The following is a 15407-nucleotide window of genomic DNA, read 5'->3' on the forward strand; positions in this document are numbered from 1 at the left end:
AGCCGGGGAATGGTTGCTTCGCAGGGGGATCATGTGTCAGCCTCGAAAGTGATCCCGTCGCCGGGGCGACGACGGGCAACAGGGAAAAGAGCACGGCATGGGACTCATCCATATCGACCTGTTCACCACGCTCGACGGCGTAGCGCAGGCGCCCGGCGGGCCGGACGAGGATGCTGACGGCGGCTTCGCGTTTGGCGGCTGGCAGGCGCCCCTCCTAGATGAAGTCGTCGGCGAGCAGGTCGACTCCGGGATGGTGGGGATGGACGCGCTGCTGCTTGGGCGACGGACCTACGACATCTTCGCCGCGTACTGGCCGCACGCGGACGGGGGAATTGCGCGGCTGTTCAACCGCCTCCCGAAATACGTGGCCTCGCGCCAGTCGCCGGTCCTCGAGTGGGCCGACTCAACACTGCTGGGTCCTGATGTCGTCGCTGCCGTGCGCGAACTGCGCGACCGGCACGCGAACATCCACGTCATTGGCAGTCTCGACTTCGTGCAGACCCTGTTCGCCGAGCGGCTCTTTGACCGGCTCACGCTCTGGGTGTATCCGATCCTCCTCGGCGGTGGAAAGAAGGTTTTCGCCGACGGGGTGGTTCCGACGAACCTCAGACTCATCGAGCCGGTCGTCGCCTCACCGAAGGGTGCAGTGCTGCAGCGCTACGCGCTCGCCGATGGCACCCCTGGGGTCGGCGATATGTCTGCCAGCGACCAGGAAGGTTAGGCTGAAGCTGCATTCCACGACATTGCGCCGCAACACACGCTAGGCGCCGTCGCTCGAATAATTCAGCTGTACCACGCCATTGCCGAACGTCCGTGTCCCTTCGAGCCTGAGGTCCATCCGGACGTCAGGGGCCTCGAACAGCGGCCGGCCCTGCCCGAGGACCACGGGATGGACGAGGATTTGGAATTCGTCGATCAGGCCGTGCCGCATGAAGGTGGAGGCCAAGTTGGCGCCACTCAGGACGATGTCGCCGCCGGGCTGCGCCTTCAGTTCCGCGATCTGTTCAGGCACGACATCGTGAATCACCGTGGTATTCCAGTCGGCCTGCGTGAGGGTGCGTGAAAAGACGAACTTGGGCATCTCGCGCCAGACCCCGGCGAACTCGACCATGGGCGCCGAGAGGTCCGGATCCTGATCGGCAGTGGGCCAGTAACCGGCCATCAGCTCATGGGTGACGCGCCCGAACATAAAGGCCCCGGTCGTCCGGAACTGCCCGTTCAAGTGGCGGAGGAGTTCGTCATCCACCAGGTGCCAGCTGATGTCCCGGTTGATCGTCTCGAAGAATCAGTCCAAAGACACCGACATCAGCAGGATGACCTTGCGCATCCGAGTACCTCCAGCGGCGGCGACAAGCGGTAGGTCCGCCGCCGTACCTTGCAGTCTGGTTAACCCTTGGGCTGCTCACCGTCGCCGGTGGGCTGTTCCCCGTCGCCGGCGTCGGAATCATCCTGCGGCGCGTCGTCGAAGCCGCCGCTCAGCAGCTTCTGTAGGGCGTCGTCCACTTCGCTGTCGCTGGCCTCGGCCAGCTGGCGGCGGCCACTGAACCCCTGCGGGTCATCGAGGTCCTCGGCGGTGGGGAGGAGGTCCGGGTGCTGCCAGATGGCATCGCGTCCGGCAATGCCCCGTTCGTCCTTCAGCGTGGCCCACAGCGTGGCAGCCTCGCGCAGGCGGCGGGGACGCAGTTCGAGTCCCACCAGGGAAGAGAAAGCGTGTTCCGCCGGACCGCCGGTGGCACGGCGTCGCCGGACTGTTTCCCGGAGCGCACCGGCGGAGGGCAGCAGTTTCTCCGTGGCCGAAGCGGTGAGCTCGTCCACCCAGCCTTCAACGAGGGCCAGGGCCGTCTCAAGTTTTTCAAGCGCCTGCTCCTGGGCAGGGGTCCGCTGCGGCATAAAGACTCCCTGGGACAGCGCTTCCTGGATGCCTTCAGGGTTGCTGGGGTCCAGGTCGCGGGCCAGCTCTTCAATCCTGGAAGTGTCGATATGGATGCCGCGGGCGTAGGCCTCGATGGCGCCGAGCAGGTGGCCGCGCAGCCAGGGTACCTGGACAAACAGCCGCGCATGGGCTGCCTCGCGGACGGCCAGGAACAGCCGGATGTCGTTCTCCGGCAGGCCCAGGCCCTCGCCGAACTTGGACACGTTGGCCGGCAGGAGCGCCATTTCCAGGTCAGCCAGGGGAACACCGATGTCCGTGGAGCTGACAACCTCGGCGGACAGGGCACCGATCGCCTGCCCCAGCTGCATCCCAAAGATCGCGCCGCCCATGTTCTGCAGCATGGAAGAGGCCCCGCCCATCATGGACTTCATCTCTTCGGGCATCTGTTCGGTCATGGCGCTGGAGAGCGCGTTGGCGATGCTGTTGGCTACGGGCTCGGTCAGCCGCTTCCATGTTCCAAGGGTGGCTTCCACCCACTCGGCACGCGACCACGCACGGCCGATCAGGCCGGTGGCAGGAAGGTCGGTCACGGGATCAAGCCACAGTTCGGCAAGCCGCAGGGCCTCGTCGACTTCGCGGGTCTGCAGGGCCGTGACGGACGGGTCGGCGCTGCTGGCGGCAACCCGGCGGGCGTTCTCGTGCGCGAGCTGCCAGTTGACGGGCCCTTCGGAAGGGGCGCTCATCATGGCCTGGACCTGGGAGAACATCTGGGCCAGGAGATTGGGGTCGTTCGGCAGGCCGGCTGCCTTTGCGAGTTCGGCGGGGTCGAAGTTTTCCATGCCCTTGCCGCCCATCAGGTTCTGCAGCATCTCGGTCAACGGATCCTTCGGCGTATCGTCGCCGTTGGACGGATTGAGTGGGTTGGAGGTCATGATCCCGCCGATCGTCGGTGTGACTGTTCACTTCACGGTACCCCGGGCAGGGGCGGCTGTCTGCCGGACAGGCGTCACGTTCGCTGTAGGCAAAGAGCTGGCCGGGGGCGGCACCGCGTAGTGTTGATTCAGTGACTACAACCCGCGGCGATCATCCGCATGAGGACCACGCTCCAGAGTTCGACGCCGGCGCTACAGCGGGTGCCCCAGCACCCGGAACGGGTGCGGCCGGCGCCCTGCCAACCGGGGAGTTTGCCCCCCGCAACTCCGCGCCGGGGGACCGGCGGGTGTCCGTGATGATGCTTTCCGGCGTCCTGGCGCTGGGTCTGGGGATCGCGGCCGTCACTGTCCCGGTGCCTTATGTTGTGGAATCACCCGGACCCACCTTCAACACTCTGGGCCAGAGCCAGGGCAGCGCTGTCATCAGCGTCACGGGCCACGAAACCTACCCGGCGAACGGCAATCTGGATCTAACCACCGTTTATGTCGACGGCGGCCCCAACGGCCCGGTGAGCGTCCTGGGTGCCTTCACCGCCTGGCTGGACGGGTCCAAGTCCGTTCACCCGGTGGAGATGCTTTACCCCAGCGGCACCACAAAGGAGGAGGCTGACGAGCAGAGCTCCGTGGCCATGACGTCGTCGCAGGAGAATGCGGTGGCGTCAGCACTCAAGGAGCTCGACATTCCCTTCGGCCAGCAGCTCCAGGCCGCGGGGCTGCCCGATGGTTCGCCGTCCGCCGGCAAGGTTGAAAACGGCGACATCTTCGAATCGATCAACGGCATACCCATCACATCGCTCGCCGTGGTGCAGGAGGAACTGGCCGCCGGCCAGGGGGCGCCGGCCACCCTGGTGGTGCAGCGCGCAGGGGAATCCGTCACACAGACCATCACCCCCATGAACAACGGTGCAGGCCGCTACATTCTCGGAGTCATGCTCAAGTACCTGTTCACGTTTCCGTTCGACGTGAAGATTTCACTGGACAAGGTTGGCGGACCCAGTGCCGGGCTGATGTTTTCGCTGGGCATTATCGACACCGTGACGCCGGGGGACCTGACTGGCGGCAAACATGTCGCCGGAACGGGGACCATCACCCCCGACGGCACCGTAGGTCCCATCGGCGGCATCCGGCAGAAGATGCTGGGCGCGCGTGCCGGGGGAGCCACCGTATTCCTTGCCCCGGCAGAAAACTGCGACGATGTTGTGGGCCATGTGCCGGAGGGACTGCAGGTGCTCAAAGTGGAGAACATCGCAGACGCGCGTCGCGCCGTCGAACTCGCCGGATCCGGGCAGGACACGGGCGCTTTGCCGGTCTGCGCCAGCAACTAGACTGAGGCCAGGAACTAAGCTTTACCGCCACTCGTGGCAGATATGACGGACGTTGCCACACGCTTGACCGGTGCCGGACGTCAACCGCACGCACGCTTCTTATGTAAACCTGACGACCAGCTATGAGGTACCGAGTTTGTCCCGTCCTACCAGCCCCATCCCGCCCGGAAGACCCCCCTCGCGACGCGGGGCCCTAACGCCCACGCTGATTGTTGTTGCCATCGCAGTGGTGGGCTTCATCCTCTTCGCCAACGTGTGGACTGACGTCCTCTGGTACCGGCAGCTCGGCTACTTCGAAGTGTTTGTGACAGAAAACCTCTCGCGGATCGGGATCTTCCTCGCCGGCTTCGCGCTTATGTTCCTGGCCGTCTTTTTTGCCATCCGGGTTGCCTACCACGCACGGCCCGTGTACGCGCCGGACTCGGAGATGCGCGACAACCTGAACCGCTACCAGGCCCAGCTTGAACCGGTCCGCCGCGTCGTTATGGTGGGCCTGCCCATCCTGTTCGGGCTGTTCGCGGGCAGCGCCGCGGCCAGCCAATGGCAGAAAGTGCTGTTGTTCTTCAACCAGGAACCGTTCGGCCAGAGCGATCCTGAGTTCGGCCTGGACATCAGCTTCTACCTCATGACTCTTCCGTTCCTGGGATTCGTCACAGGCTTCCTGATCAGCGTGGTTGTGGTGGCCGGCATCGCCGGAATCCTCACCCACTACCTCTACGGCAGCATCCGGCTGATGGAACGCGGCGTGTTCACCAGCCGCGCGGCACAGATCCACCTCGCGGTAACCGGCGCAGCCTTCCTGATTCTGCTCGGCGCAAACTTCTGGCTGGACCGCTATGCCGCCCTTCAGGGCAACGGCGGGCGCTGGGCCGGTGCGCTGTATACGGACGTGAACGCCGTGATCCCCACCAAGGCGATCCTCGCCGTGGCGGCAGGCTTGGTGGCCATCCTCTTCATCGTTGCGGCGGTCATCGGCCGCTGGCGCCTGCCGGTCATCGGCACGGCCATGCTGATCATCACCTCGATCCTGGCCGGCGGCGTTTACCCGTGGGTTATCCAGCAGTTCCAGGTGCGGCCTTCCGAGCAGACGTTGGAGAAGGAGTTCATCCAGCGCAACATCGAGATGACTCGGGCGGCCTACGGCCTGGACCAGATTCAGGTGGACCGCTATGACGCGACGAACACTGCCAGCACCGGGGCGCTGGCCCCGGACGCCCAGACCACGGCCAACATCCGGCTCCTGGACCCCAACCTGATCTCCGATGCGTTCTCCCAGCTGGAGCAGTACCGCCCGTACTACCAGTTCCCGGAGGCACTGAACGTCGACCGCTACGAGGTGGACGGCAAGATCCAGGACACGGTCATCGCCGTGCGTGAGCTGAACCCGGCGAACGTTGCCACCAACCAGCAGGGCTGGCTCAACCAGCACGTCGTCTACACCCACGGCTACGGCGTGGTGGCGGCCAAGGGAAACAAGTTCACCGTCGACGGCAAGCCGGAGTTCCTCCAGTCGGGTATCCCGTCCACCGGTGTACTTGGCGATGACTCCACCTACGAGCCGCGGATCTACTTCGGCGAAGACTCCCCGGAGTACTCCATTGTCGGGGCGCCTTCGGGATCACCGCACCGCGAACAGGACAGGCCTTCCGGCAAGGAAGGGGACGGGGAAACCCAGTACACCTTCACCGGCAACGGCGGGCCCAACGTGGGCAGCTTCTTCAACAAGGTCCTCTACTCCATCAAGTTCCAGTCCTCGGACCTCCTCCTCTCCGACGGAGTTAACGCAGAATCCCAGATCCTGTACGACCGCAGTCCGCGTGACCGCGTGGAGAAGGTTGCCCCGTACCTCACCGTTGACGGCAACTCCTATCCGGCCGTTGTTGACGGCCGCGTCAAGTGGATCGTGGACGGGTACACCACTAGCCAGTACTACCCGTACTCGCAGCAGGAGCAGCTCTCGGCTGCCACCGCGGACTCCCAGACCACTTCAGGCCGGACGGTTGCCCTGCCGAACAGCTCGGTGAACTACATCAGGAACTCGGTCAAGGCCACGGTCGACGCCTATGACGGCTCGGTGACCCTCTATGCATGGGACGATCAGGACCCCGTCCTGAAGGCCTGGCAGAAAGTTTTCCCCGCGTCCGTGAAGCCGTACTCGGAGATGTCCGGCGATGTTATGAGCCACGTCCGTTACCCGGAAGACCTGTTCAAGGTGCAGCGCGAACTGCTGGGCCGCTACCACGTCACGGAACCAGTGAGCTTCTACAAGAGTGACGAAGTATGGAGCGTGCCGAACGATCCCACCGTGGATACCGAAGTCAAGCAGCCGCCGTTCTACATGTCACTGCAGATGCCTGACCAGGAGAAGCCGGCCTTCCAGCTCACGTCGTCCTTCATCCCGCAGATCGTCAACGGCACTGCCCGGAACGTGCTCTACGGATTCCTGGCGGCCGACTCTGACGCAGGAAACGAGAAGGGCGTCAAAGCGGACAGCTACGGCAAGTTGAGGCTGCTGCAGATTCCGCCGGAAACACAGGTTCCCGGGCCGGGCCAGGCCCAGAACAAGTTCAACTCCGATCCCACGGTGTCCCAGGCGTTGAACCTGCTGAGGCAGGGCGCTTCCGAGGTGCTCAACGGCAACCTGCTGACTCTGCCCGTGGGCGGCGGCATCCTGTACGTCCAGCCGGTTTACCTCAAGTCGACCGGCGAGACGTCCTACCCCACCCTGCAGCGTGTGCTGGTGGCCTTCGGTGACAAGGTCGGCTTTGCGCCGACCCTGGACGGTGCCCTGAAGCAACTCTTCGGAGGCGACTCAGGCGCTGCCGCGGGCGACTCCGACAACACCGGCCAGACCCCGCCTGCTCCTGGCACCACACCGCCGGTAAGTGCGGGTGCCCAAGCTGACTTGAAGGCCGCGCTGGATGAGGCGAACGCAGCCATCAAGGCGGGCCAGGCAGCCCTGGCGGCTGGCGACTTTGCCGCCTATGGGGAAGAGCAGAAGAAGCTCGCGGCGGCCCTGCAGAAGGCTATTGACGCCGAGGGCAAGATCCCGGCGCCGGCCCCTGAAGCCACGCCATCGCCCGAGGCGACACCGTCGCCGGAAGCCACACCGACGGCGACGCCCTCGCCGGCGGCCAGCAACTAAGGGGTTTGACCCAGCGAGACGCACATCACGCCACCAGGATTTGGCCTCCCGTTCACCGGACGGTAAAGTTGATCTTGCGACGCGGGGTGGAGCAGTTCGGTAGCTCGCTGGGCTCATAACCCAGAGGTCACAGGTTCAAATCCTGTCCCCGCAACTGGCGAAAAGTCCGGATTCTGGAAACAGAATCCGGACTTTTTGGTTTAAGCGGACCCGTCCCAGGCAGGCAACCTCGGCGTCGTGGGGACCCTCAATCACGATTGGTTTTTACCTACTCCAAAGTACGGTAGTGTTGATCTTGCGACGCGGGGTGGAGCAGTTCGGTAGCTCGCTGGGCTCATAACCCAGAGGTCACAGGTTCAAATCCTGTCCCCGCAACCATGCAGAAGACCCCGACCGGCATAACGCCGGCCGGGGTCTTTTTTTGCCCGATTACAGCTGGTTCCTAGTATTCTCGTTCGCAAAGCGATTTGAGCACCTGGTCAGTCATTCTCGAGAGGAATGTTGTTCGATGTCCACACCCACGAAGAAGCCCGGCTCCTCCACGAGCAAGCGGTCAAGACTCTACTGGGGTGTTCCTGCCGCGCTCGTAGTGCTGGTGCTCGTGGTGCTGCTGGCCAAGTGGATGACCGGCCTTCCTGCGGTGGCCTCGTTCCTGGCTGACTATCCGGGCCATTCGGAACTGCCTGACGGCGCGCCTGTGGGATTCCCGGCGTGGCTGGCCTGGCAGCACTTCCTGAACGGCTTCTTCCTGCTGCTCATCATCAGGACCGGCTGGCAGGTGCGGACCACCACGCGGCCCAGCGGCCACTGGACGCGCAACAACAAGGGCCTGATCAAGACCAGGAATGCGCCCACCAAGATCACCTTGGAGCTTTGGCTGCACCTGACGCTGGACGCGCTCTGGATCCTCAACGGCCTGGTGTTCGCCATCCTGCTGTTCGCCACCGGCCAATGGATGCGGATCGTGCCCACGAGCTGGGACGTTATCCCCAATGCCCTCTCCGCAGCGCTTCAGTACGCCTCGTTGAACTGGCCCACCGACAACGGCTGGGTCAACTACAACGCGCTGCAGCTGCTGACGTATTTCGCCACGGTCTTCATCGCCGCACCGCTTGCCTTCATCTCCGGTATTCGGACGTCCTCCGCCTGGCCCAAGAAGGCCACCGCTCTCAATAAGGCCTACCCCATTGAGCTCGCGCGGGCCATCCACTTCCCGGTCATGATCTATTTCGTGGCGTTCATCGTGGTGCATGTCTTCCTGGTGCTCGCCACCGGTGCATTGCGGAACCTGAACCACATGTACGGCGGCAGCGACGACGCCGGCTGGTTCGGCTTCTGGGTCTTCGTCGCCTCGGTGGCAGCCATGGTGGCAGCCTGGTTTCTGGCGCGTCCCCTCTTCCTTCGCCCCATCGCCTCCCTGATGGGCAAAGTCAGCCGCTAATTTCCGGGCCGGTGACGTTGTCCAGGCCTTGCCGGTCCTCCCGAAGCCTCTGGTAGGTGGCCAGCGCACGCTCCCTGGACTCGGGGAGTCCCACCACGGGCGCGGGGTAGCCCTGGACATCGGGCTGCTTCCACGGTTCGTGGATGGCTCTGCGGTCCATGTGGGCGAGTTCCGGAATGAACTCGCGAAGGTACCGGCCGTCGGCGTCGAACTTCTTGCTCTGCGTGACGGGATTGAAGATCCGGAAGTACGGGGACGCGTCGGCGCCCGAGCCTGCAACCCATTGCCAGTTGGCGGGGTTGCTGGCTGCATCGGCATCCACCAGGGTGTCCCAGAACCATGCCTCGCCCAGACGCCAGTCGGCCAGGAGATTCTTGACGAGGAATGACGCCGCCGCCATCCGGACCCGGTTATGCATCCAACCGGTCTGCCAGAGCTGCCGCATCCCCGCATCCACCAGCGGATACCCGGTCCGGCCCTGTTCCCACGCCTCCAGTTCCGCGGCGGTGGGCTGCTGCCATTCGAAGCGGTCGAAGTCGGGCCGGTAGTTTCGGGTAGCCAGCTGGGGATTGGCGTAAAGCAGTTGCCAGCAGAACTCCCGCCAGCCCAGCTCGGACCGGAAGATCCCGACGTCGGGCGTCGCCTCGCGGGGGAAGTGGCGGCGGAGCTCGTGCCAGACCCGGAACGGGCTGATTTCACCAAAACGGAGGTGCGGGGACAGCCTGGAAGTGCCTTCCACACCGGGAATGTCCCGCCCAGTGCCGTAGTCCTGTGCGGGCCCGTCCAGGAAGTCCTCAAGCCTGCTGTGCGCTCCGGATTCCCCGGGCTGCCAGGTCTCAGCCAGTCCGCCGCTCCAGTCCGGGGACACGGGCAGCAGCGACCACTCTGTCAGCGCGTCGCTGGAGGCCTGCTTCATCGAACCGGCGACGGCGGGGGAGGGCAGGCGGGCCGGCGCATCCAGCGGCGGACGGGGCTCGCCGGACGCTGTGCAGGCCCGCCAGTAGGGCGTGAACACCTTGTAGGGACCGCCGCTGCCGGTGGTGATGGTCCACGGCTCGAACAGCAGGTTGGCCTGGAAGCTGGCCGCTTCGATGCCGTTCTCCGCCGCCCAGGCCTTGATGTCCGCGTCCAGGGACCGCTCGGGACCGCCGTAGCGGCGGTTCCACAGCACGTGCTTTGCGCCGGTCTCCTCGGCCAGGTCCCGGATCACACAGCTGGCAGGTCCGCGCCTGAGGATGAGTGCGGAACCGGCCTCAGCAAGCGCCCCCGCCAACGAAGTCAGCGAGTGGTGCAGCCACCAGCGGGCCGCGCCTCCCAGGGGACGGATTCCGGGGGATTCCTCGTCGAGAATGTAGACCACTGTAAGCGGCAGGCCGAGTTCGACGGCGTGGGAAAGAGCGGGGTTATCGTCCAGTCGAAGGTCATCACGGAGCCAGACGATGGAGGACGCAACGGGGGAGACCATGGCCTCCACGCTACACACCCGAGTCAGGAGCCGCACGGTCGTTTGCAGGTTTCTGTCCGGGCATGGCAGGGGCCGGGGTTCGTGATGAACCCCGGCCCCTGCTGCCCGCTCAGCGGCGGACGCGGCTGGCTACAGCTTGTCGAAGTCGGCCTCGTCGACTGTGGACTCGGACCGGGTGCCGGAAGCGCCGATGGCCGGCTTGGCCCCGCCGGACTTCAGGGCTGCCAGGCGTGCTTCGATTTCCACCTGCTCGCCGAGGTCTTCCAGCTGGTTGAACTGGGCGTCCAGGCTCGACGCGGCAAGCTCCTGCTGTCCGCGGACCTTGGCCTCTTCGCGGCGGATTTTCTCTTCGAAGCGGCCAACTTCGCTGGTGGGATCCATGAAGTCGATGCTCTTAATGGCATCATGCACCTGGGACTGTGCCGCGGCCGTCTTGGAGCGCGCAACCAGCTCGTTGCGCTTGCTGGTGAGTTCGTTGAGCTTGCCCTTCATCTGGTCCAGGCCCGACTTGAGCTTGTCCACTACCTCGGTCTGCGAGGCGATGCTCGGCTCAGCACCCTTGGCTTCGCTTTCCGCGGACATCTGGCGCTGCAGCGCTACCTTCGCGAGGTTGTCGAACTTCTCGGCGTCTACGCTGTCGCCGGCGCTGCGGTATTCGTCAGCCTTGCGAGACGCGGCGAGGGCCTTGTTGCCCCAGTCCTGGGCATTCTTGATGTCCTCGCGGTAGTCATCCTGGAGCATACGGAGGTTACCGATGGTCTGGGCGACTGCGGATTCAGCCTCCGCAATGTTGTTGGTGTAGTCCCGGACCATCTGGTCCAGCATCTTCTGCGGATCCTCAGCGTTGTCCAGCAAAGTGTTGATGTTTGCCTTTGCCAGCTGCGCGATCCGGCCGAAAATGGACTGCTTAACCATGGTGTTACCTTTCGTCCTGCTCAATGGTGGCCACTGAGATCAGTGAACAGTTGTTGTACCGCTTCTTTTCGCCTGCAGGTTGGTTCCTGTTGGCGCCTAGCTTTGTCGGATCAGAAACTTCCCGAGTCTCCGCCGCCGAAATCTCCTCCGCCGAAGTCCCCTCCCCCGGAGTCACCGCCCCAGCCGCCACCATCGCTGTGGCCTCCGCCCCAGCCTCCGCCGCTGCCGCCGTTGAGGATGGAGTTGATGAGGATACCGCCAAGGATGGCGCCACCGAGGCCGCCACCGCCTCCGCCGCGCCCGCCGAACATGCCACCGCCGCCGAACCCCTGGTTGGCGTAGCCACCAAAGTTGTCGACGTCTGCCTGGGCCAGCTGCGCTGCCTGGGCCGCGAGGGCGTGGGCCTGCTGGGCGTATGTGAGGGCAGTAACCGGATCGTTGCGGGAGATGGACAGCGCGTAGTCGAGGTTGCGCTGGGACTCGGCGAGCCGCGTGCGGGCCTCGGTGCCTACGCCGCCGCGGCGGGCGGTGATGTAGTCCGACGTGGCACTGATCTGCGCCTGCGCCGACATGATGGTCTGCTGCAGCGACGCCTGGGCACGGCGGGCCTGGTCCTGCTGGTTCCGGATGCCGGTGAGGGACTGGTCCAGGGCCTGGTGCGCTGTTTCAACGCGCTGCAGGGTGGCGATGGGATCGATCTTTCCGCCCTGGATTTCGGCCTTGACCTGGCCCAGAGCGGCTTCAACACCGGCAACCGGGCCAGCCAGTTCGGGGTGTTCGCCGGACTGGATCATGGCCTTCGCCTGCGCGAGGTCCTGGGAGGTTTCAACGACGGCCGCCTCCAGCCCATTGCGGGCCTCGTCCAGGCTGGTGGACACCTTGGCGATGGCGTCCAGCAGAACGTTGGTCTGGTGCAGGCTCTCTTCAGATGCCCGCACGGCGACCGCGGCGAGGCTACCCTCGCCTGCGGTGAGCTTCTCCTGGGCGGTGGCCGTGGCATTCTGCACAAAAGCCAGCCGTTCCTTGGCCTGGGTGATGTTGTCAGCGACCTGCACCAGAGCGCTGTCCGCGTACTTGGCGCGCAAGGCCGTCAGTGACTGTTCGGCGCTGGCGATCTTGGCATCGGCTTCGTGGGCTCCGGCGCTGATGGCTGCCAGTGCCTGCGGGGCGTTCTTCTCGAGCTCCCGGAGCGAGTCGAAGTCGGCCTTCTGCTCCTGGAGCGAGCCGAGCGCTGCCTCTGAACGGCGGATGATCTCGCCGAGCCAACTGCGCTGCTGTTCTTCGGTATCCGGGATGTGGTCGTCAAGCTGCTGCTGGAGCTTGAAGGATTCGGACATGTGGGCTTTGGCCTCGGCCAGGGCCTTGGTGAAGTTCCCCACCGCGGCATCGCCATACTGGGCCTCCGCGAAGCCGAGTTCCTGTTCGCTGGACTTGATAGCGTCGTCGGCCTCGATGATGAGGGAACCGCTCTTGCGCCGGAGTTCCTCGATGCTGAGCGAAGCCAGCGGATCGAGCTCGGCACCCTGGGGACCGTAGCTGGCGCTGGATGCCAAGGCTGCCTTTTTGCGCTTGTTGCGGAAGTAAAGGTACGCGCCGGCCCCACCGGCAACTGCAATACCCGTTCCTACCAGGACCGCAGCCCCGGCGCCATCACCCGAGGGGACATTGCCGCTGCCGCCGCCTGCCGCATCCCCGATGGCTCCAGCGGTGTCAATGGCAGCCTGGGCGAAGTCCCTCTTGCCGCCAGCCAGGTTGGCTGTGACGGCGTTCTGGCTGATGGCTCCCTGTTTGGACTTGATAGGGCTGGCAGAGTTCAGGACGAAGCTGAATTTGCCGTCATCCTTGGCTATCGCCAGGACGGCGTCGGACCTGCCCATGCCCTTGTTCGTCGCAACGGCCGCGGCCCAGTCAGCTGGAACGGTTGGGTTGGTGAACGTGTCCACGGTCACCACATAGAGGTTGTACTTGTGGTCCTTCAGGAGCTTCTGGATGGCTTCCTGGACCTCGCCACTGCGTCCGCCGAGAACCTTGGCGTTGTCCACAATGTTGGTTCCGGGTGGGATGGTCACCGGGTCTTCAGCCCAGGCCGCGCCGGCAGGAACCGCTAGCAGCCCGGTCAGGCCGATCACGGCGAGGATACGTTTGAACTTTGACCGCATGTGCAACCCTTCAGCACGCCTGACACCGATTCGGGACGAATAAGCGTCTCAGAATGCAGCAGCGCCCCCACGCGTGGTGTAAAGCCGCAGGTCGCTGTGGCATTTCCTTTTGATTCTATGGTGCACCTCTTGGTGCGTCCACAGCGGCGAATATGCCACCAGCGAAACCCTTGGAAGTGCCTGTTGGCAGCGGAATTCGGTCTCCCAGCAACCTCCCAGCCAACGTTCGTCCCAGTTCCAGCCAGACGGTACATAGTTAATGCAGACGAGGATGAAAGGAAGTCCAATGACTGAGAACCCAACCCAGGGTGCAGCGCCGGAGAACCGCAATCCGGATGAGAACCGGAATGCGGACCAGAACCCTGCGGAGGTCCGCAGTGACGCTGTCGGTCAGGCTAATACGACCGAGCAGCTGGACCGATCCGGGGCACCCGACAACCCCACCCAGCCGCTGCCGGGTGCACCCCGTCCGGTTTTTCCTCCCCGCGAGCCCTTATACGGCCAGCAAACGCCGGGCCAGCAGGCTCCCGGCCACGAGTACGCCCAGCACGGGGCGCATTCGGCAGCGCCCGGCGGCTCTGCGGGTCAGCACAACCCGGGTCAGCACAACCCGGGTCAGCACAACCCGGGTCAGTACGGAACAGGCCAGTACTCCCCGGGCCAGTACAACGCTGCCCCGAACCCGGCCGACGCGCCCCGCAGGAAAGCCTCCTTCGGCGTCGGGACCCTGGTGGCAAGCATCCTGGCCGCAGGCCTTGTGGGTGGTGGCGTGGCCACGGTCGGTTCGGGCAACCTATTCAACAATGGCTCGCCGTCGGCCGCGAGCAGCGGCAGCCAGTCTGAGACCGTGATTGTTAACAACAAGGACGACGTCAACGCCATCACGGCCGCGGCGCTCAAGGCGTCGCCCAGCGTGGTGACCATCAGTGCCACGAGCGGCAGTTCGGGCGGCACAGGCTCCGGCATCGTTATGGACAACGAAGGGCACATCCTGACCAACACCCACGTGGTGACGCTCGATGGCCAGAGCGCCAACGCAGCCCTGGAGGTCCGGACCAGCGCGGGCAAGGTCCTCAAGGCCACACTGGTGGGCACTGACCCCCTCTCTGACCTTGCCGTCATCAAGGTGGACGACGCGTCCGGGCTGACCGCAGCCACGCTCGGTGACTCGGGCAAGCTCAACGTCGGCGACACGGCCATCGCCATCGGCTCCCCACTTGGCCTGACCGGAACAGTCACTGACGGCATCGTCTCAACCCTGAACCGGACCATCAGTGTTGCGTCCTCGGCGGCACCGAAGGAAGGCGACACTTCCCAGGGCGGCGATCAGGGCTTCCAGTTCGCCCCGCCAAACGGTGGCCAAGGCCAAAGCACCGCCAACCAGGGTTCCATCTCCATCAACGTGATCCAGACTGATGCCGCCATCAACCCCGGCAACTCCGGCGGAGCGCTGGTCAACAGCAAGGGAGAGATCATCGGCGTCAACGTCGCCATCGCGTCCGCCGGCTCCGATTCTTCGACCACCGGCGGAAATATCGGAGTGGGCTTCAGCATCCCCATCAACCACGCAAAACGGGTGGCACAGGAGATCATTGATACCGGCAAGGCCTCCCACGGCCAGTTGGGTGTCAGCGTCAAGGAAAAGTCGTCCAGCAGCTCGTCCTCGGGCTTCTCCGTAGGTGCCGACGTGGCAACGGTAGAGCCGAATTCAGCTGCCGCAAAGGCCGGTATAAAGGTGGGCGATGTGGTGATCAAGTTCAACGACCTGGTCATCAGCGAGCCTAACCAGCTCACAGCGGCCGTCCGTGAGCAGGCCGGCGGCTCCACCGTCAAGCTCACCGTCCTGCGCAACGGCCAGGAGCAGACGCTGGACGTCACGCTCGGCACCGCGGCGGACCAGTAGGCCTGAACAGCAGAGCGCACGGCAAACAATCCACGACGACGGCGGAGGTCACCAAAGGTGACCGCCGCCGCCGTCGTCCGCGTTCCCGTGCGCCCGGGCAGGGCCGTGACACAGGCGTTAACGGGACGGCAACGGGGGACGGCTATATGGTTAGCTAGGATCTACCCGTACCCCGGGCGTTCCGAGGCCATGACCCCATCCGGCTGGCTGTCCACAAGCATGGAAGGCTGCTGTAAATACAGTGGAAGA

10 protein-coding genes and 2 tRNA genes are annotated in these 15407 nt (G+C 64.6%); 7 read left to right on the forward strand and 5 right to left on the reverse strand.

Features of this window, described 5'->3' with window-relative positions:
- Positions 1-97: 97 nt before the first annotated feature.
- Entirely contained in the window at positions 98-721 is a 624-nt protein-coding gene (locus ACX80M_RS08740; protein WP_252609031.1) for a dihydrofolate reductase family protein, read from the forward strand.
- 39 nt (positions 722-760) lie between these two features.
- On the opposite strand, the gene ACX80M_RS08745 is transcribed toward ACX80M_RS08740, so the two are convergent.
- Together ACX80M_RS08745 and ACX80M_RS08750 are read right to left on the reverse strand one after the other, a co-directional pair.
- On the reverse strand, positions 761-1273 hold the full coding sequence (locus ACX80M_RS08745; RefSeq protein ID WP_308293090.1) for a dihydrofolate reductase family protein: 513 nt from the start codon (positions 1271-1273) through the stop codon (positions 761-763).
- Between the two features lie 113 nt (positions 1274-1386).
- Positions 1387-2805, reverse strand: coding sequence for a zinc-dependent metalloprotease (locus ACX80M_RS08750; RefSeq protein WP_252598260.1), 1419 nt, complete (start codon positions 2803-2805; stop codon positions 1387-1389).
- Between the two features lie 131 nt (positions 2806-2936).
- On the opposite strand from ACX80M_RS08750, the gene ACX80M_RS08755 reads away from it, so the two are divergent.
- The 5 genes from ACX80M_RS08755 (at position 2937) to ACX80M_RS08775 (ending at position 8716) form a co-directional block, all read left to right on the forward strand.
- The gene (locus tag ACX80M_RS08755; protein WP_459309397.1) at positions 2937-4130 is read left to right on the forward strand and encodes a YlbL family protein; all 1194 of its coding nucleotides are present in this window, start codon (positions 2937-2939) and stop codon (positions 4128-4130) included.
- A gap of 136 nt (positions 4131-4266) precedes the next feature.
- Positions 4267-7275 (forward strand): UPF0182 family membrane protein, encoded by a 3009-nt coding sequence (locus ACX80M_RS08760; protein WP_252598259.1) that lies wholly within the window; start codon positions 4267-4269, stop codon positions 7273-7275.
- Between the two features lie 80 nt (positions 7276-7355).
- Positions 7356-7429 (forward strand) — tRNA-Met (locus tag ACX80M_RS08765).
- A 147-nt stretch (positions 7430-7576) separates the two neighbouring features.
- Positions 7577-7653 (forward strand) — tRNA-Met (locus ACX80M_RS08770).
- A gap of 130 nt (positions 7654-7783) precedes the next feature.
- On the forward strand, positions 7784-8716 hold the full coding sequence (locus tag ACX80M_RS08775) for a cytochrome b/b6 domain-containing protein (RefSeq protein ID WP_252598258.1): 933 nt from the start codon (positions 7784-7786) through the stop codon (positions 8714-8716).
- Here ACX80M_RS08775 and ACX80M_RS08780 read toward each other — a convergent pair.
- From ACX80M_RS08780 to ACX80M_RS08790, 3 genes are all read right to left on the reverse strand, one after another.
- Positions 8706-10181, reverse strand: a complete 1476-nt coding sequence (locus ACX80M_RS08780) for a cryptochrome/photolyase family protein (RefSeq protein ID WP_252614442.1) — start codon at positions 10179-10181, stop codon at positions 8706-8708. The genes ACX80M_RS08775 and ACX80M_RS08780 overlap by 11 nt on opposite strands.
- Before the next feature lie 129 nt (positions 10182-10310).
- Positions 10311-11096, reverse strand: a complete 786-nt coding sequence (locus ACX80M_RS08785; RefSeq protein WP_056343844.1) for a PspA/IM30 family protein — start codon at positions 11094-11096, stop codon at positions 10311-10313.
- Between the two features lie 110 nt (positions 11097-11206).
- A complete protein-coding gene (locus ACX80M_RS08790) occupies positions 11207-13255 on the reverse strand; it encodes a TPM domain-containing protein (RefSeq protein WP_252598256.1) in 2049 nt (682 codons plus the stop codon).
- Positions 13256-13541: 286 nt separating this feature from the next.
- On the opposite strand from ACX80M_RS08790, the gene ACX80M_RS08795 reads away from it, so the two are divergent.
- Complete coding sequence (locus ACX80M_RS08795; RefSeq protein ID WP_459309398.1) at positions 13542-15158, forward strand: S1C family serine protease; 1617 nt, start codon at positions 13542-13544, stop codon at positions 15156-15158.
- Positions 15159-15407: the final 249 nt, after the last annotated feature.

The organism is Pseudarthrobacter sp. MDT1-22 (assembly GCF_054511035.1).